This is a genomic window from Massilistercora timonensis, from assembly GCF_048354975.1.
GTDB classification, from domain to species: Bacteria; Bacillota; Clostridia; order Lachnospirales; family Lachnospiraceae; genus Massilistercora; species Massilistercora timonensis.
In genome coordinates, this window is the sequence record NZ_DBGCJQ010000047.1 from 1 (window position 1) to 16339 (window position 16339).

Annotated in this window: 16 protein-coding genes; 3 read left to right on the forward strand and 13 right to left on the reverse strand. The window is 54.1% G+C overall.

Annotation, left to right across the window (positions count from 1 at the left end; all coding sequences use genetic code 11):
* The 4 genes from ACML7B_RS03860 to ACML7B_RS03875 all read right to left on the reverse strand — a co-directional run.
* Positions 1–251: undecaprenyl phosphate translocase family protein (locus tag ACML7B_RS03860; RefSeq protein WP_418539390.1), on the reverse strand; the 251-nt coding region annotated here is incomplete at its 3' end.
* A gap of 16 nt (positions 252–267) precedes the next feature.
* Positions 268–1323, reverse strand: a complete 1056-nt coding sequence (hisC, locus tag ACML7B_RS03865) for a histidinol-phosphate transaminase (RefSeq protein WP_418539391.1) — start codon at positions 1321–1323, stop codon at positions 268–270.
* On the reverse strand, positions 1324–2511 hold the full coding sequence (locus ACML7B_RS03870) for a pyridoxal phosphate-dependent aminotransferase (protein WP_346707893.1): 1188 nt from the start codon (positions 2509–2511) through the stop codon (positions 1324–1326). It lies immediately after the preceding gene.
* A 3-nt stretch (positions 2512–2514) separates the two neighbouring features.
* Entirely contained in the window at positions 2515–3423 is a 909-nt protein-coding gene (locus ACML7B_RS03875) for a DUF2156 domain-containing protein (protein ID WP_346707892.1), read from the reverse strand.
* Between the two features lie 175 nt (positions 3424–3598).
* On the opposite strand from ACML7B_RS03875, the gene ACML7B_RS03880 reads away from it, so the two are divergent.
* Positions 3599–4138, forward strand: a complete 540-nt coding sequence (locus ACML7B_RS03880; RefSeq protein ID WP_418539392.1) for a biotin transporter BioY — start codon at positions 3599–3601, stop codon at positions 4136–4138.
* Positions 4139–4189: 51 nt separating this feature from the next.
* Here ACML7B_RS03880 and prfA read toward each other — a convergent pair whose 3' ends face one another.
* The 5 genes from prfA to rho form a co-directional block, all read right to left on the reverse strand.
* On the reverse strand, positions 4190–5266 hold the full coding sequence (gene prfA / locus ACML7B_RS03885) for a peptide chain release factor 1 (protein WP_106788833.1): 1077 nt from the start codon (positions 5264–5266) through the stop codon (positions 4190–4192).
* A 15-nt stretch (positions 5267–5281) separates the two neighbouring features.
* Positions 5282–6154, reverse strand: coding sequence for a peptide chain release factor N(5)-glutamine methyltransferase (gene prmC, locus ACML7B_RS03890; protein ID WP_418539393.1), 873 nt, complete (start codon positions 6152–6154; stop codon positions 5282–5284).
* Positions 6096–7058: a DUF1385 domain-containing protein gene (locus ACML7B_RS03895; protein WP_418539394.1), complete on the reverse strand. Its 963-nt coding sequence runs from the start codon at positions 7056–7058 to the stop codon at positions 6096–6098. Before ACML7B_RS03895 ends, prmC begins: the two co-directional genes overlap by 59 nt.
* A gap of 76 nt (positions 7059–7134) precedes the next feature.
* Positions 7135–7338 (reverse strand): 50S ribosomal protein L31, encoded by a 204-nt coding sequence (rpmE, locus tag ACML7B_RS03900; protein ID WP_106788836.1) that lies wholly within the window; start codon positions 7336–7338, stop codon positions 7135–7137.
* Between the two features lie 93 nt (positions 7339–7431).
* Positions 7432–8769, reverse strand: a complete 1338-nt coding sequence (gene rho, locus ACML7B_RS03905; RefSeq protein WP_418539410.1) for a transcription termination factor Rho — start codon at positions 8767–8769, stop codon at positions 7432–7434.
* Positions 8770–9004: 235 nt separating this feature from the next.
* On the opposite strand from rho, the gene ACML7B_RS03910 reads away from it, so the two are divergent.
* Positions 9005–9946: a TIGR01212 family radical SAM protein gene (locus ACML7B_RS03910; RefSeq protein WP_418539395.1), complete on the forward strand. Its 942-nt coding sequence runs from the start codon at positions 9005–9007 to the stop codon at positions 9944–9946.
* A complete protein-coding gene (locus tag ACML7B_RS03915) occupies positions 9930–10442 on the forward strand; it encodes a DUF4364 family protein (protein ID WP_418539396.1) in 513 nt (170 codons plus the stop codon). Before ACML7B_RS03910 ends, ACML7B_RS03915 begins: the two co-directional genes overlap by 17 nt.
* Positions 10443–10497: 55 nt before the next feature.
* Here ACML7B_RS03915 and ACML7B_RS03920 read toward each other — a convergent pair whose 3' ends face one another.
* The 4 genes from ACML7B_RS03920 to ftsH form a co-directional block, all read right to left on the reverse strand.
* Positions 10498–11430, reverse strand: a complete 933-nt coding sequence (locus tag ACML7B_RS03920; RefSeq protein WP_418539397.1) for an ROK family glucokinase — start codon at positions 11428–11430, stop codon at positions 10498–10500.
* Positions 11431–11442: 12 nt separating this feature from the next.
* Entirely contained in the window at positions 11443–12369 is a 927-nt protein-coding gene (gene hprK / locus ACML7B_RS03925; RefSeq protein ID WP_346707885.1) for an HPr(Ser) kinase/phosphatase, read from the reverse strand.
* A gap of 61 nt (positions 12370–12430) precedes the next feature.
* Positions 12431–14269: an excinuclease ABC subunit UvrC gene (uvrC, locus tag ACML7B_RS03930; RefSeq protein ID WP_418539398.1), complete on the reverse strand. Its 1839-nt coding sequence runs from the start codon at positions 14267–14269 to the stop codon at positions 12431–12433.
* Between the two features lie 71 nt (positions 14270–14340).
* Positions 14341–16275 carry an ATP-dependent zinc metalloprotease FtsH gene (gene ftsH / locus ACML7B_RS03935; protein WP_418539399.1) on the reverse strand — a complete coding sequence of 645 codons (1935 nt, stop codon included), beginning with the start codon at positions 16273–16275 and terminating at the stop codon, positions 14341–14343.
* Positions 16276–16339 lie beyond the last annotated feature (64 nt).

The following is a 16339-nucleotide window of genomic DNA, read 5'->3' on the forward strand; positions in this document are numbered from 1 at the left end:
AGGTTGGTCTGAATGGGGAACATGGCAAAACAAAATTCCAGGATCCTGGCCGCAACGATGATGGCCACCGCGATCCCCACAAAAATGGGAAACATGAACCGGACGCTTTCCTTGAACTCCTTGCGCAGGTGGGTGATGGCGTGGATCAGTTTGTCATAGATCCCCATGGCCACCATCATGGTCCCTCCGCTGACTCCCGGAATAATATTGGCGATTCCGATCACAAGCCCCTGAAGCAATTTCTTCAGCATGGTCAAAAACTCTCCTTTACTTCTTCATATAATTTCGCAAAAATTCAAATAAGATCTCCATTTCTTCCTCGGTGCCAATGGTGACCCGCAGGTAATCCTCGATCCGGGGACTTCCCCAGAAACGCACATAGATCCCTTCTTCTTTCAGCGCCTGGAACAATTCCTCACCGGAATACTCCGGATGGGTGACAAAGAGGAAGTTGGCCTTCGAATCCAGACAGCAAAATCCCAGCCTGGCAAACTCTTCTTTCGCCCGTTCCCGGGTCCTGATGATCTTCCGGAGATTCTCCTCAAAATACTTCCGGTCCTCAAGAGCCGCCGACCCGCATGCGATAGACGCCTGATTCATGGTATAAGAGTTAAAGGAAAACTTGGCGTCCAGAAGATATTTGATAAGCGCCGGGCTGGCAATGGCATATCCGATACGCATCCCCGCCATGGAGCGGGCCTTGGAGAAGGTCTGGGTCACGATCAGATTGTCGTAACGGTCCAGAAGCTCCAGGGCGGACCGGCCTCCAAAGTCAATATAAGCCTCGTCTACGATCACGATCACATCCCGGTTGTGGTTCAGGATCTCCTCCACCGTCTCCAGTTCCTCATAGATCCCGGTGGGAGCATTGGGGTTTGGGAAAATGATCCCCCCGTTCTCCCCGTAATAATCCTCCTTCACCAGCCGGAAGTCCTCATCCAGCGGCTTGCACTCATAGGGGATCCGATAGAGATCCGCCCAGACCTTATAGAAGGAATAAGTGACGTCCGGGAAGAAAATGGGCTTCTCAGAATTAAAGAAGGTCAGGAAGCACATGGACAGCACGTCGTCGGAGCCAACCCCCACGAACACCTGATCCTCCCCCACGCCGTACCAGTCCGCCAGATGGCGCACCAGCTCCCGGCAGTCCGGGTCCGGATAGAGCCGCTGCCGGTCTGTGTCCAGCTCCTGAAGGGCTTTTTTCACCCCCGGCGCCGGCGGATAGGGATTCTCATTGGTATTCAGTTTCACCACCGGGCGCCTGGGCTGCTCTCCCGGAACATAAGGCTGTACTTTCCGTATATTTTTCTCAAATGCTTTCATCTAAAAATACTCCTTGGCCAGCTCCCGGAATTTAGGCAGGGAGTTCACGATGGTCTCATAGGATACGCAGTAGGCAATGCGCACATAGCCGGGACATGCAAAGGAACTTCCCGGTACCAGCAGGATGTTGTACTTCTTCGCCGCGGCGCAGAATTCCTTCTCATCCGCCACCGGGGACTTCACAAAGAGATAGAAAGCTCCCTCCGGCTTGATACAGGTGAAGCCGCATTCCTTCAGCCCGTTGTAAAGGGTCTCCCGGTTCCGGTCATAGTAAGAGATATCCGTCTTCTCATGGATACATTTGGCCACTACCTTCTGCTGCAGTGTAGGAGCATTGACAAATCCCAGGATCCTGGTCGCCACGTTGGCCGCCGTCAGAAGATCCCCGCTGTCCTTCACCTCGTCCGGGATCACCAGATAACCGATCCGCTCTCCCGGAAGTGACAGAGATTTGCTGTAGGAGTATCCCACAATGGTATTGGCATAATATTTGGTCAGGTAGGGCACCTCCGCCCCGTCGTAAACCAGCTCCCGGTAAGGCTCATCGGAGATCAGATAGATCTCTGTGCCGTACTCTTCCTGTTTTTGCTCCATGATCGCCGCCAGCTTCTTGATGGTCTCCTCAGAGTAGACCACGCCGGTGGGATTGTTGGGTGTATTGACGATCACCGCCTTGGTCTTGGGCGTGATCTTTTTCTCAAATTCATCAAGCTTAGGCTGGAAGGTCTCCGTATCCGGGGAGATCTCCACCAGAACGCCGTCATAGTTGCTGGTATAAGCCCGGTACTCTCCGAAATACGGGGCAAAGGTGATCACCTCGTCCCCCGGGTTGATCAGGCTCTTCAGGATCACGTTCAGGCCGCCGGCCGCGCCCACGGTCATGATGATATTTTTACCTTCAAACTTTGTGCCGAAACGCTGGTTCAGAGAATCCGCCACTGTCTGGCGCACATCCGCGTATCCGCTGTTGCTGTTGGTGTAGCCGTGGAGCACCAGAGGATCCTCCCCTTCCACCAGATCCAGGATCGCCTGCTTCACCGACTCCGGCGCCGGCACGTTGGGATTGCCCAGACTGAAATCAAACACATTCTCCGCCCCGTAGATCCCTGCCAGGCGGTTGCCTTCCTCAAACATCGCCCGGATGGCGGAACTGTTGGCCACCAGGCCTTTCATTTTCTCTGCTATCATCGCTTATCTCTCCTTTTCTGTAACCATTCCTTTTTCTACCATAAATACCGGCCGGTAGGAAAGCTTGGCTTTGCGCAGGCCTTCTGAACCTGTGTCTTCCTCCCGGTTGATATATTGATATCCTGCGCAGGCGTGCTCCGCAAACTGCTGGTTGATCATGGGATAGGCTCCCGGCACCTCCGCGAATGCCTTCTCAATGTGGACCACAAAGGTATCGGAACAGACTGGTTCCCCCAGGGTGAAGGCCACGATCCTTCCTCCTGCCCTGAGAAGCCCGCCCGTCAGTTCCAGCTCTTCAAACAACCGCAGGGCGTTGAGGGTCACGCACATCTCCGCGTTCTTCTCCCGATCGTCATCGCAGCCGTTCTCATTGCGCCACTTCAGGGCCATCTGGAAGCACTCCTCCAGATTCTCCTTGTGAATGGGCTCATAGCTCCAGTCATCCCCATAGGTGTTCTTAAATTTATTGATATGGTTCCGCTTGCCGTGCAGCTTCTTCCCGGCCAGGGTGATCAGTTTCTCCGACTCATACACATAATCTGCCTGATCCCGGTCATACTCGATCTGAAACCGCCCCGGATACCAGCGCTCCAGCCGCTCAAAATCTGCCGGTGTCACGTTATACATACTAAAGGGAAATCCGTTCCTCTCACTGAATTCCATCATCTGCTCCAGAGCCTTTTGCACCGCTTCGTCTTCCCCTGCCGGAAAGGCATAGGACAGATGATCCTCATCCTGGCTCTTAAAGACCAGGGCCCCTTCAATCACCGCCCACTTCACCGGGTACTGCCGGGACCAGAGATACACGTTGACAAAGGTCCGCTCACAGCTTCTGCTGGTATGATGCTTAAAATAATGGGAAATGATCTCTTTATCTTCTAGTTCTGCCTTCTTAAACTGACTGTCTTCCATAAAGTCCCTTTCTTGTGATTCCTGCATTTACTTGTAATTGCACGTGTTTTAGTATAGCATTTTCTTCAAAATCTTACAAGCCGTGCCCCCAATTGTAAACTTTATTTTTCATTTTGGTTTACAATTAAGGGTATTTTATGATATAGTAATGCCCATCAAAGGAGGTATCCTGCTTATGAACCATTCTTCCACTGATCTTGTCTATATGGCTCTGGGGGCAGTGCTCATCGCTCTGTGTTCCTGGATCACCGTCCCGGCGGCGGTTCCCTTTACCATGCAGACCTTCGCGGTGTTTTTCATCCTTTCCGCCTTGGGCGGCAAACGAGGTACGGTCACCATCCTGGTCTATATCGCCCTGGGGGCTGCCGGCGTCCCGGTATTCTCCCAGTTTGGCGCTGGCCCGGGCGTACTCCTTGGCAATACCGGCGGCTACATCCTGGGCTTTCTTGCCATGGGACTTACCTATTGGGGGATCACCGCTCTTCTGGGAGAGACAAGAAAGATCCGGTTCCTGGGGCTTCTCCTGGGCCTGGTGGTCCTTTATGCCTTTGGCACCGCCTGGTTCCTTCTTCTTTACACCAGGACTCAGGAAAGTATGGGGATCTTTCCCGTTCTTGGCTGGTGCGTCTTCCCCTTTGTGATCCCGGACCTTGTGAAGCTGGGACTTGCCCTGGCTCTGGAGCGGCGGCTGGGAAAGAGTCTTTCTCTTCAGTGATCGCAATAAAAATGCCGGCAGTCTTTTGAAACTGCCGGCGTTTTACTTTCTCTATTCGTTTTCATTCATATTCGCCAGCTTCGCGGCCTGGTCCGCCGCAGTCAGGCTGTCGATGATCTCGTCCAGATCTCCGTTCAGCACAGAATCCAGCTTGTGCAGAGTCAGCTTGATCCGATGGTCCGTCACTCTTCCCTGGGGGAAGTTGTAGGTACGGATCTTCTCAGAGCGGTCTCCCGTTCCGATCTGACTTCTTCTGGCCTCCGCCTCGGACGCCTGCTTTTTCTCCATCTCCAGGTCATAAAGTTTGGAACGCAGAAGCTTGAAGGCCTTCTCCTTATTCTGGAGCTGGGACTTCTCAGTCTGGCTGTAGATCACGATCCCGGTGGGATAGTGGGTCAGACGGACCGCAGAGTCCGTGGTGTTTACACACTGACCTCCGTTTCCGGAAGCGCGCATCACGTCGATCCGGATATCCTTCTCATCGATCACCACATCCACGTCCTCCGCCTCCGGCATGATGGCAACGGTTATGGTGGAAGTATGGATACGCCCGCCGCTCTCCGTCTCCGGCACCCGCTGTACCCGGTGAACGCCGCTTTCATATTTCAGACGGGAGTAAGCTCCCTGTCCGGTGATCATGAACACACACTCCTTGAAGCCGCCGATGCCGTTCTCATTGAGGGAGATCATCTCCACCTTCCAGCGGCGGCCCTCTGCGTAGTGCAGGTACATCCGGTAGATCTCCGCCGCGAAGAGGGCAGCCTCATCGCCGCCGGCTCCGGCCCGGATCTCCACCATAACGTTCTTATCGTCATTGGGGTCCTTGGGAAGAAGGAGGATCTTCAGTTCATGCTCCAGCTCTTCCACCCTTGCCTTGGCCTCATTCAGTTCTTCCTTGGCCAGCTCCCGCATCTCCTCGTCAGACTCTTCCTCCAGCATATCCAGGCTGTCCTGGATGGCCTGTTTGCTGGCTTTATACTCCTTGTATGCCTCCACGATCGGAGTCAGGTCATTCTGCTCCTTCATAAGCTTCCGGAACCGCTCCTGGTCATTGGCCACATCCGGCTCCTGAAGTTCGCTCAGGATCTCATCCAGACGGATGAGCAGATCTTCCAGTTTATCAAACATCTCTTGTTTCCTCCTCTATTTTCCATATCGTCCCCGCACAACGCGGTCATTTCCCGACAGATCCTTCTTCACTTCCACTTCCTGGTACCCGGCGGCCTCAAGGAGACCTCTCACTGCTTCTCCCTGATCCCAGCCGATCTCCAGCATGAGAAATGCGCCATCTCTTAAATACTTTCCTGCCTCCGCCGCGATCCTGCGGTAGAAATAAAGGCCGTCCTCGTGGCCGTCAAGAGCCAGCGCCGGATCGTGGAGCCTTACTTCCTCCTGAAGGCCCGAAAGCTCACCGGAGGGAATATAAGGCGGATTGGATACCAGAAGATCAAAGGGGCCTTCCAGCTTCTCAAAGAGATCTCCCCGGACCCAGGCAAGCTGGTCTCCCGGGATCTCAAGCCGTCTTCCGTTTTCTTCCGCCACCTTCAGGGCTTCCCGGGAGATATCCGCCCCGGTCCCTTTCAGTCCGGCTATCCCCTGCTTTTCTCCCAGCTTCAGGAGACTTAGGAGGATACATCCGGATCCGGTGCACAGATCCAGGATCTCCATCTTTGGCTTCAGCACCCCAAGCGCTTCTTCCACAAGGGTCTCCGTATCCTGGCGGGGGATCAGCACATGCTCATTCACCTGGAAGGAGAATCCCATAAATTCCTGTTCTCCGGTGATATGCTGCAGTGGGATCCTCTCCGCCCTCTGGCGGATCACATCCCGGTACCGGAGGACTTCCTCTTCCTCCATCCCGGCTTCCGGATTCCCGTAATACCGGGCTTTGGATATCCCTGTGACAAATTCCAGCAGATACCAGGCGTCCAGGTCAGCGTCCGGAACGCCGGATAACTCAAGCTGTTCTTTCCCTTCCCGGTATATCGTTTGAAGTGTGGAAATTTTCTGCTTCATATGCTCTCCAGTCAAATACTGCTTCTACCGCCGCGATGGCCACCTCGATCATGCTCTCGTCCGGCTCCCTGGTGGTCAGCTTCTGAATGGCAAGACCCGGCCTGCTTAAGAGATTCACCACCGGGTTCTCACTTCTTCCCGCCAGCTTCAGGACCTCATAGGACACCCCTGCGATCACCGGCAGGAGCAGGACCCTTATAGCCACCCGCATCACCGGGGACTCCACCTGGATAAGAAGCAGCAGCACAATGCTGATAGCCAGCACAAAGAACAGGAAACTGGTGCCGCAGCGCTTATGCTGCCGGGAACTTTGTTTTACATTCTCCACCGTCAGCGGCAGCCCGTGTTCAATACAGTTGATGCACTTGTGCTCCGCCCCGTGGTACATGAAGGTCCTCTGGATATCCTCCATCCGGGAGATCAGCATCACATAAGCCACAAAAATGCCGATCCGGACAAATCCTTCGATCACGGTGCGCACATGGTAGGAGGACACCCACCTGCCAAGCAGGGAAGAAAGAAGGTAAGGCAATACCATAAAGATAGCCACAGCCACCACCACTGAGAAGGCCACTGTCCCTCTCATGAGCCATTTCTCCCGGCGTTCTCTCCGGGCTGCTTCCTCATGGGTAAGAGGCGCTTCTTCCTTTTCCTCCTCTTCCTCATAGAAGCTGGCGGAAAAAGTCAGCGTCCGGATCCCCAGCACCATAGAATCAATGAAATTGAAAATCCCCCGAACAAAAGGGATGGTAGTCAGCGGCTTCCAGGGAATGATCCCCGGGTAGGTATCTTTCTGCACAAAAATCTCTCCGTCGGGCTTTCGCACCGCCACGGCGTAATCCTCCCTGTGCTTCATCATGATCCCTTCCAGGACCGCCTGACCTCCGATATTCGATGATTTCATAAAGCTCCTTTTTCTTGTATCCTTCAAGTTAAAAAGGGTTGAGATCCTTAAAAACCTCAACCCGACTCTTGTAAACTTATTTACCCATTCCGTATTTCTTATTGAACTTATCAACACGGCCGCGAGCCTGAGCAGCTTTCTGCTGACCGGTGTAGAACGGATGGCATTTGGAACAGATCTCTACGTGGATGTCTTTGTTGGTAGAACCTGTTACAAACGTGTTGCCGCAGTTACAAGTTACCGTTGCCTGATAATACTCTGGATGGATTCCCTGTTTCATGATTTCACCTCTTCTTTATTATGCTTCGCTTGATGCGATGATCTTTCGTTTTCTAAACAGCTTTGTTATTGTATCACAAAAGCCGCCTATTGTCTAGATTAATTTTGTCTTTTTTACCATTTGTATCAGTTCCTGGTTGTTGTGGGTCCGGGAGAACATGGTAAGGATGTTGTCCACCGCCTCATCGGAGCGAAGTCCGTTCAGCGCTCTGCGCATGGTCTCCACTGCCTCCAGCTCTTCCTGACTGAGCAGAAGGTCTTCCCGCCGGGTGCTGGACTTGGGAATATCGATGGCCGGGAACATCCGCTTTTCTGACAGCTTCCGGTCAAGGACAAGCTCCATATTGCCGGTTCCCTTGAACTCCTCATAGATCACATCGTCCATCTTGCTCCCCGTGTCCACCAGGGCTGTGGCAAGGATGGTAAGGCTTCCGCCTTCCCGCATATTCCGGGCCGCTCCGAAGAACCGCTTGGGCATGTGCAGAGCCGCCGGATCCAAACCACCGGACAGGGTCCTTCCTGACGGGGGAACCGTCAGGTTGTAGGCCCTGGCAAGCCTTGTGATGCTGTCCAGCAGGATCATCACGTCCTTCTTGTGTTCCACCAGACGTTTCGCCCGCTCGATCACCATCTCCGACACCCGCTTGTGATGCTCCGGCAGTTCGTCGAAGGTGGAATAGATCACTTCTACATTCTCTCCCTCAATGGTCTCCTTGATATCTGTCACTTCCTCCGGCCGCTCATCGATCAGCAGGATCAGAAGATGGATCTCCGGGTTATTCTGCCGTACAGAGAGTGCCACTTGTTTAAGCAAAGTGGTCTTTCCTGCTTTCGGCGGAGACACGATCATTCCTCTCTGCCCCTTTCCGATGGGGGACAGAAGATCCATGATCCGCATGGCTGTGCTTGTCCTTCCCCGCTCCAGCTTCAGCCGCTCATCGGGAAAAATGGGCGTCATGTCTTCAAAATTCGCCCGGCGCATAGCCCTCATAGGATCGATCTCATTGATCCTGGTCAGGTACAGAAGCGCACTGAACTTCTCCTGCTGAGTCTTGATCCTGGTATGTCCCTCCAGGATATCCCCGGTCTTCAGGTTGAATTTGCGGATCTGGGAAGGAGAGACGTACACATCGTTTTCTCCCGGAAGATAATTGTCGCTCCGGATGAATCCGTATCCGTCCGGGAGAACTTCCAGGATCCCGCTGACTGTCACGCCGCTGTCCAGCTTGTCGATGTCGTGGACCTCCCGGTCCCCGGTATTGGCGGACATCTCTTTTACTGCGTTTTTCTCTTCTTTTTTCTCTTTTTCGTCTTCCTGCAGCATAAGTTCTACGATCTCTGCCTTCTTTGCTGCTGAAACGCCTTTGATCCCTCTTGCTTTCGCAAGGTCTCTCAACGTAGCCACCGGCAGAGATTCATACTTCTCTCTCATCATTTTCTGAAACAATTCCTTTCATCCATACTATTTACTATATAAACTGCTTACAACGGGAATCACAGTCTGAATCGACTTCTTTTGAAATTATGGAATATTATACTACAGTTCTTTTTGTTTTTAAAGCCTTTTTTCGTAAAGTTTGAGGGAAACTTTATTGCTTCCGCCTTCCGGGAATGCTATGATAGTTATCAGGATCAGACATGCGATCTAGAAAGGATCTGACACCGATATGGCAGTATACTGGGGCGAAAAGCGCTACCATTCTCTGGACTACCACCTGCGGAACACTTACGGAGAGAAGCTCTACCGGCTTTCCCTGAACGGGGGCATGACCTGCCCCAACCGGGACGGCTCCATCGGAGAGCGGGGCTGCATCTTCTGCAGCCAGGGAGGCTCCGGCGACTTTGCCGCCGCCTCCTGCCTTGACATCCCGGAGCAGATCCGTCAGGCGAAAGCTCAGGTTGCCCGGAAATACAGGGGCAATTCCTATATTGCCTACTTCCAGGCTTACACCAACACCTACGCATCCCCGGCTTATCTGAAGGAGATCTTCTCCCAGGCCATTGCCTGCCCGGAAGTACGGATCCTGGCCATCGCAACCCGGCCGGACTGCCTTCCCCCGGAAGTGATCCGGCTTCTCAAAGAACTGAATCAGATCAAGCCTGTCTGGGTGGAACTGGGACTGCAGACCATCCATGAAGAGACCGCCCGGTTTATCCGGCGGGGTTACCCTCTCCCGGTCTTCGACCGGGCAGTGACCGATCTGAGGGCTGCCGGCATTGAAGTGATCGTCCATACTATCCTGGCCCTTCCCGGCGAAACCCCGGAAATGATGCTGGACACCCTGAACTATCTCAACCAGGCGGACGTCCAGGGGCTGAAGCTGCAGCTTCTTCACGTCCTTAAGGGCACGGACCTGGCAGCGGTCTATGAGGCCCGGCCTTTCTGGATCCCCACCCTGGAAGAATACCTGGAGCTTCTGGGGCTTTGCATCTGCCATATCCGTCCGGATATGGTCATCCACCGGCTCACCGGAGACGGACCCAAGTCTCTACTTATGGCCCCTTCCTGGAGCGGCGACAAACGCCGGGTGCTGAACCAGATCCAGGCTTACTTTAAACAAAACGACCTCTGGCAGGGAAAGGAGTTCTCTTATGGCAGAAAGCTTTAAACTTTACAAACTGATCGTGTTATATATGCTGGACAAGGTGGATTTTCCCCTCACCAACTCTCAGGTCTCGGAATTTATCCTGGACGAAGGCTACACCACTTATTTCAAACTGCAGCAGGCCATCTCCGAGCTTGCCCAGTCCGGCTTCATCCGGGAAGAGTCCACCCACAGCCGCACCTTCCTTCATCTTACGGAAGAGGGCGAGGAGACCATCCATTATTTTAAAGGAGACATTTCCCCCGCCATTCAGAAGGACATCAATGATTTCTTAAAAGATAAAAAATATGATCTGAAGAACGAGGTGTCGGTAAAGACTGACTACTACCGGACGCCCGCCGGGGAATACGCCGTCCAGTGCCAGGTCCTGGAGCAGAATGCTCCCCTTATCGACCTGACTCTTACCGTTCCATCTGAAGAAGAGGCCCAGACCATCTCCGGCAACTGGGCGAAAAAAAATCAGGAGCTCTACGCCCTGATCATGGAACATCTGTTATAGATTGATTTTTAAGGGGGTGGGACCTGTATGTCTCACCCCCGTTCTCTTCTCTATCCTAGGAAAGGATCAGTTTCGCGGCTCCGCAGATCCCCGCGTCATTTCCCAGCTTCGCAAGCGCGAAAGAAATATTCTGGTTGGCAAAGAAGGCCTTCTCCCGGAAATATTTCTCCACATATCTCAGAAGGATATCCCCCGCTTTGGACACGCCGCCGCCGATCACGATCACTTCCGGATCGGTGACCACCGCCACATTGGCCAGCGCATATCCTAAGTAGGAGCCGAATTCCTCCACGATCTCCTCCGCCACCAGGTCGCCCTCCTTCAGGGCGTCAAACACCAGCTTGGCGCTGAGCTTTTTCTCCCGCAGAACAGAAGGCTCCTCGTCTTTCTGCAGACGCTTCCTGGCAAGCCGCACGATACCGGTCGCAGACGCATACTGCTCCAGACAGCCCCTCTTTCCGCAGCCGCAGATGTCGATCTCCCCATAGTTTACGCAGATATGGCCGATCTCTCCTGCCGCTCCGTGGGCGCCGATCAGAGGATGGCCGTTTACAATGATCCCGCCGCCGACACCAGTGCCAAGGGTTACCATGACCAGGTCTTTGTAGCCTTTGCCTGCCCCCAGCCACATCTCGCCAAGAGCCGCCACATTTGCGTCATTTCCCACTGCCGTCCGGAATCCGGTCAGCTCTTCTGCCTCCCGCTTCACTTCTTTATATCCCCAACCCAGGTTGGCAGTACGCTGGACAATACCGTCCTCCTTCACAGGGGCCGGGATCCCGATCCCGATCCCCCGCACCAGGTCTCTTGCGATCCCTCTTTCTCTCAGTGTAACTTCCAGAGATTCCGCGATATCCGGGAGAATCGCTTCTCCCTCATTGTCCGTCCTGGTAGGGATCTCCCATTTGTCCACCAGTGTCCCGTCTGTCTGGAACAGGCCGATCTTAACCGTGGTGCCTCCGATATCTACTCCAAAGCAAAATTCCATAACGCTCACCCCTTATTTCTTTCTCATATTTTCCTGTACCCGCTTGTACAGTTCCTGCGCAGCATTGTAGCCCATCTTCTTCTGACGGTAGTTGATGGCCGCCGTCTCTGTGATGATGGCCAGGTTCCGGCCCGGGCGGATGGGGATCTGATGGCACACCACCCGGTTCCCCAGGAACTCGGTGTACTCTTCCTCCAGGCCAAGCCGGTCGTACTGCTTATCCTTGTCCCACTCCTCCAGAGTGATGACCAGATCGATATTCTGAGTAGCGCGCACGCTCTGCACACCGTACAGACTCTTTACATCCACGATACCGATGCCCCGAAGCTCGATAAAATGCCGGGTAATGTCCGGCGCTGTCCCCACCAGGGTCTCATCGCTCACCTTGCGGATCTCAACCACATCGTCGCTCACCAGACGATGTCCCCTCTGGATCAGTTCCAGAGCGGCCTCACTCTTTCCGATCCCGCTCTCACCCATGATCAGGACTCCAACGCCGTATACGTCCACAAGCACGCCATGGATAGAGATACAGGGGGCCAGCTCCACATTCAGCCACCGGATCAGCTCTGCCGTGAACTGAGAGGTCTTCATCTCACTCTGGAAAACCGGGATATTGGCGGCCACCGCTTTTTCCAGCATCATCGCATCCGGCATCTGGCTTCTGGAATACACGATCCCCGGCAGCTTATAGGATAAGAGCATGGAATAGATCCTTTCCTTCTCCTCCTCCGACATTTTCTGCAGGTAGGTATACTCCACAAAACCGATCACCTGGATCCGCTCTGCATCAAAATGTTCAAAATAGCCGGTCAGCTGCAGCGCCGGGCGGTTGATGTCCGGAACTTCCACGATCTTCTCCGAATAATCCACTTCCGGCGTCAGATTCTTCAGATTCATCTTCTCCACGATCGCGCTTACTTTGACGTTTCTATCCATGATACTCTCCTTTTCCTTTTCATTTCTTCTATTGTATCACCTGTGCAATCATTCTACCACATCAATGGAAAAAGTGATATACGTCCCGGGCGGATTTTTCATTCATGGAAGGCAGTTTTTTTAATTCCTCGATATCCGCGTTCCGGATAGCCTCAATGTTCTCAAAGTGCCGCATCAGATCTTTCCTTCTGGCAGGACCCACGCCGGGGATATCATCCAGCACAGAATGCACCTGGCTTTTCCCCCGAAGCTGCCGGTGAAAAGTGATGGCAAACCGGTGGGCCTCGTCCTGGATCCGGGTGATCAGGCGGAAGCACTCCGAATCCTTGTCAATGGGAAGCTCGATATTGTTGTAGTATAGTCCCCGTGTCCGATGGTTGTCGTCTTTCACCATTCCGCATACCGGAATGGATAATCCCAGTTTCTCAAGGACCTCAAGCGCCACATTGACCTGCCCTTTGCCGCCGTCCATCAGGATCAGATCCGGGAACTCCCGGAACCCTCCCAGATCCTTCCCCTCCTTCTGTTCTTCCAGGCCGTGCTGAAATCTGCGGGTCAGCACCTCTTCCATGCTGGCGTAGTCGTCCGGTCCCTGAACGCCTTTGATCCGGAACTTCCGATAGTCGTTCCGCTTAGGCTTGCCCCGCTCATAGACCACCATGGAACCCACAGAGGCAAAACCGCTGGTATTGGAGATATCGTAGGCTTCCATCCGCCGGATGCCGGTAAGTCCCAGGATCTTCTCCAGCTCCTTCACCGCGCCTATGGTCCGTCCTTCTTCCCGCTTCAGCCGTTCTTTGTCTGTATTCAGCACAAGGGCCGCGTTCTTCTCCGCCAGCTCCACCAGCTTTTCCTTCATCCCTTTCTGCGGGATCCGGATATGCACCTTCCGCCCTCGTTTTCCACTGAGCCACTCCTCGATGACTTCCGCGTCCGCCACCGGCTCCGGCAGCATGATCTCCGCGGGGATATAGGGCGTCCCTGCATAAAACTGTTTCACAAAGCTGGAGAGGATCTCGCCTGCGCCGTCTCCCTCCCCGATCTTCAGATAGAAATGATCCCGGCCGATCAGCCTGCCGCCCCGGATGAAGAACACCTGCACCACCGCGTCCTCCCCTCCCGAGGCCACTGCCAGGATGTCCCGGTCCTCCCCGGCGGTATCGGTGATCTTCTGCTTCTGGGCGATCTTCTGCACGCTGGAGAGCAGCTCCCGGTATTCGATGGCCCGCTCAAATTCCAGATCCTCTGATGCCTGGTTCATCTTCTCCTCCAGGTCTTTCAAGATCCCCTCATAATTTCCTCCCAGGAAACGGAGCACCTCCTGAATGGATTTCCGGTACTCCTCCTCAGAAATATATCCCTGACAGGGCGCTTTGCACTGATGGATGTGGTAATTCAGGCAGGGCCTTTCTTTCCCAATGTCCCTGGGCAGCTTCCGGTTGCAGCTTCGCACATGGTAGAGCCTGCGGATCAGTTCAATGGTATCCTTCACTGCCCCTGCGCTGGTGTAAGGGCCGAAATACCGGGATTTGTCCTTGGCCATCCGGCGGGCCAGCATCACCCGGGGATAAGGTTCTTCCACCGTCACCTTGATAAAAGGATATGCCTTGTCATCCATCAGCATGGTATTGTATTTGGGCCGGTGCTCCTTGATCAGGTTACACTCCAGCACCAGGGCCTCCAGTTCCGAATCCGTGATGATATACTCAAACCGCCGGATGTGGGTCACCATCTGCTCGATCTTGGCCCCCTTGTTCCGGCTGCTCTGGAAATACTGGCGGACCCGGTTCTTAAGACTCACCGCCTTCCCCACATAGATGATCTCATCCTTCTCATCATGCATCAGATATACTCCAGGCTTGCCTGGCAGTTTTTTTAATTCCTCCTGGATATCAAACATTGCGCTCCCTCAGCACAATGCAGCGACATTGAACTTCAACATCGCTGCATCTTCCACTTGTTTTCTTCTGTTTACTGTTCTTCCCCGGAACCGGTCTCCTGAACCGGATTCATGGCGATCCGCTCCTCCGTTTTCCCCTGGCCGTCTTCGGGTGTGATCCCTTCCACCTGATGGAAGATATCCATAAATTCTTTGCCGGTGATGGTCTCCTTCTCGATCAGGAAAGCCGCGATCTCGTCCAGGGCCTTCCGGTGCTCGCCCAGAAGCCGCTTGGCCTCCTCGTAGGATTCTTTCAGTATCTTCATGACCTCGTGATCGATCTCGGAAGCCGTCTCCTGACCGCAGTTGGCCACCGGTCTTCCGTCCAGATACCGGTGCTGGATGGACTCCAGCCCGATGAGTCCGAACTTCTCGCTCATACCATACTGGGTGATCATGGCGCGGGCAATACTGGTTGCCTTCTCAATATCATTGGCGGCTCCTGTGGTCACTGTGTCAAACACGATCTCCTCCGCCGCCCGGCCTGCCAGCATCCCTACCAGCATCGCCTGCAATTCCTTCTTGGTGTTCAGGAACTTCTCTTCCTCCGGCGTCTGCATCACATACCCCAGAGCTCCCATGGTACGGGGCACGATGGTGATCTTCTGCACCGGCTCCGCGTCCTTTTGCAGGGCGCTTACCAGCGCGTGTCCCACTTCGTGGTAGGATACGATCCGGCGCTCTTCCTGGCTCATGATCCGGTCTTTCTTCTCCTTGCCCACCAGGACTACCTCTACCGCTTCAAAAAGATCGGCCTGGCACACCGCGTTCCGCCCATGCTTCACCGCATTGATAGCCGCCTCGTTGATCATATTCGCAAGATCCGATCCCACCGCTCCTGAAGTTGCCAGGGCAATAGCTTCCAGATCCACCGTCTCATCCATCCGCACATCCTTGGAATGTACCTTCAGCACATCGATCCGGCCCTTCAGATCCGGCTTCTCCACAATGATCCGCCGGTCAAACCGGCCAGGCCGCAGAAGCGCCGGGTCCAGAATCTCCGGACGGTTGGTGGCCGCCAAAAGGACCAGACCTTTGTTGCTCTCGAATCCATCCATCTCCGCCAGAAGCTGATTCAGCGTCTGTTCCCGCTCATCGTTGCTCCCCAGCTGATTGTCTCTGCTCTTTCCAATGGCGTCGATCTCATCGATGAAAATGATACAGGGCGCCATCTGCTGGGCCTGTTTAAACAGATCCCGGACTCTGGACGCGCCCACGCCCACGTACATCTCTACAAAAGCCGAGCCGCTCAAGGAGAAGAAGGGCACTTTTGCCTCTCCTGCCACAGCCTTGGCCAGAAGCGTCTTACCGGTTCCCGGAGGTCCCACCAGCAGGGCTCCTTTGGGAAGCTTGGCCCCCACGCTGGTATATTTCCCCGGATTGTGGAGGAAATCCACCACTTCCTGAAGGGACTCCTTGGCCTCATCCTGGCCCGCCACATCCTGGAAGGTAACCCCGGTCTGCTTCTCCACATACATCTTGGCATTGCTTTTTCCAATGCCCATCACACCTCCGCCTTTGGACATCTTTCTCGTCATCCACACGAAGGTTCCCACAATAAGAGCGATGGGAAGGAAGGTCAGGAGCACGTTGAGCACCACAGCGGAAGTGGTGTCCGGGATCTCCTGGGAATACTTCACATTGGCCTTATAAAGGCGATCCGAAAGGGTGTCGTCCTGCACCACGCCGGTGTAGTACTCCTTGGCCACCCGCTCGCCGTCTTCTTTCTTCGCCTTGATCAGCAGCCGGTCATTCTGGATCTGTACCTCTGCCACCTTGCCGTCGTCCACCATCTGAAGGAACTTGTCATAGGTGATCTCCTCCTCCGTCCCGGTCCCCTGGAACTGAAAAAGCGCCAGGACAAGGATGGTGGTGATCAAAGTCACTAAAACTACAAAAGAGATCCCTTGCCTGTTATTTCTGTTGGGATCCTGATTATTTCTATTTTGATTGTTCTGGTTGTCCATTTTTTTCCTCCTGTATTTCTCTTACATTATACGGACAGCCCTGTCAGAAATCAATAAAAACATA

What these genes read in the sequence shown, in the direction of transcription:
- uvrC (WP_418539398.1), bottom strand. Translation starts at nt 14,269, where the DNA reads ATGTTTGATATCCAGGAGGAATTAAAAAAACTGCCAGGCAAGCCTGGA.
- ACML7B_RS03915 (WP_418539396.1), top strand. Translation starts at nt 9,930, where the DNA reads ATGGCAGAAAGCTTTAAACTTTACAAACTGATCGTGTTATATATGCTG.
- rpmE (WP_106788836.1), bottom strand. Translation starts at nt 7,338, where the DNA reads ATGAAACAGGGAATCCATCCAGAGTATTATCAGGCAACGGTAACTTGT.
- hprK (WP_346707885.1), bottom strand. Translation starts at nt 12,369, where the DNA reads ATGGATAGAAACGTCAAAGTAAGCGCGATCGTGGAGAAGATGAATCTG.
- ACML7B_RS03920 (WP_418539397.1), bottom strand. Translation starts at nt 11,430, where the DNA reads ATGGAATTTTGCTTTGGAGTAGATATCGGAGGCACCACGGTTAAGATC.
- rho (WP_418539410.1), bottom strand. Translation starts at nt 8,769, where the DNA reads ATGAGAGAGAAGTATGAATCTCTGCCGGTGGCTACGTTGAGAGACCTT.
- ACML7B_RS03880 (WP_418539392.1), top strand. Translation starts at nt 3,599, where the DNA reads ATGAACCATTCTTCCACTGATCTTGTCTATATGGCTCTGGGGGCAGTG.
- prmC (WP_418539393.1), bottom strand. Translation starts at nt 6,154, where the DNA reads ATGAAGCAGAAAATTTCCACACTTCAAACGATATACCGGGAAGGGAAA.
- ftsH (WP_418539399.1), bottom strand. Translation starts at nt 16,275, where the DNA reads ATGGACAACCAGAACAATCAAAATAGAAATAATCAGGATCCCAACAGA.
- ACML7B_RS03895 (WP_418539394.1), bottom strand. Translation starts at nt 7,058, where the DNA reads ATGAAATCATCGAATATCGGAGGTCAGGCGGTCCTGGAAGGGATCATG.
- ACML7B_RS03875 (WP_346707892.1), bottom strand. Translation starts at nt 3,423, where the DNA reads ATGGAAGACAGTCAGTTTAAGAAGGCAGAACTAGAAGATAAAGAGATC.
- ACML7B_RS03870 (WP_346707893.1), bottom strand. Translation starts at nt 2,511, where the DNA reads ATGATAGCAGAGAAAATGAAAGGCCTGGTGGCCAACAGTTCCGCCATC.
- ACML7B_RS03910 (WP_418539395.1), top strand. Translation starts at nt 9,005, where the DNA reads ATGGCAGTATACTGGGGCGAAAAGCGCTACCATTCTCTGGACTACCAC.
- prfA (WP_106788833.1), bottom strand. Translation starts at nt 5,266, where the DNA reads ATGTTTGATAAACTGGAAGATCTGCTCATCCGTCTGGATGAGATCCTG.
- hisC (WP_418539391.1), bottom strand. Translation starts at nt 1,323, where the DNA reads ATGAAAGCATTTGAGAAAAATATACGGAAAGTACAGCCTTATGTTCCG.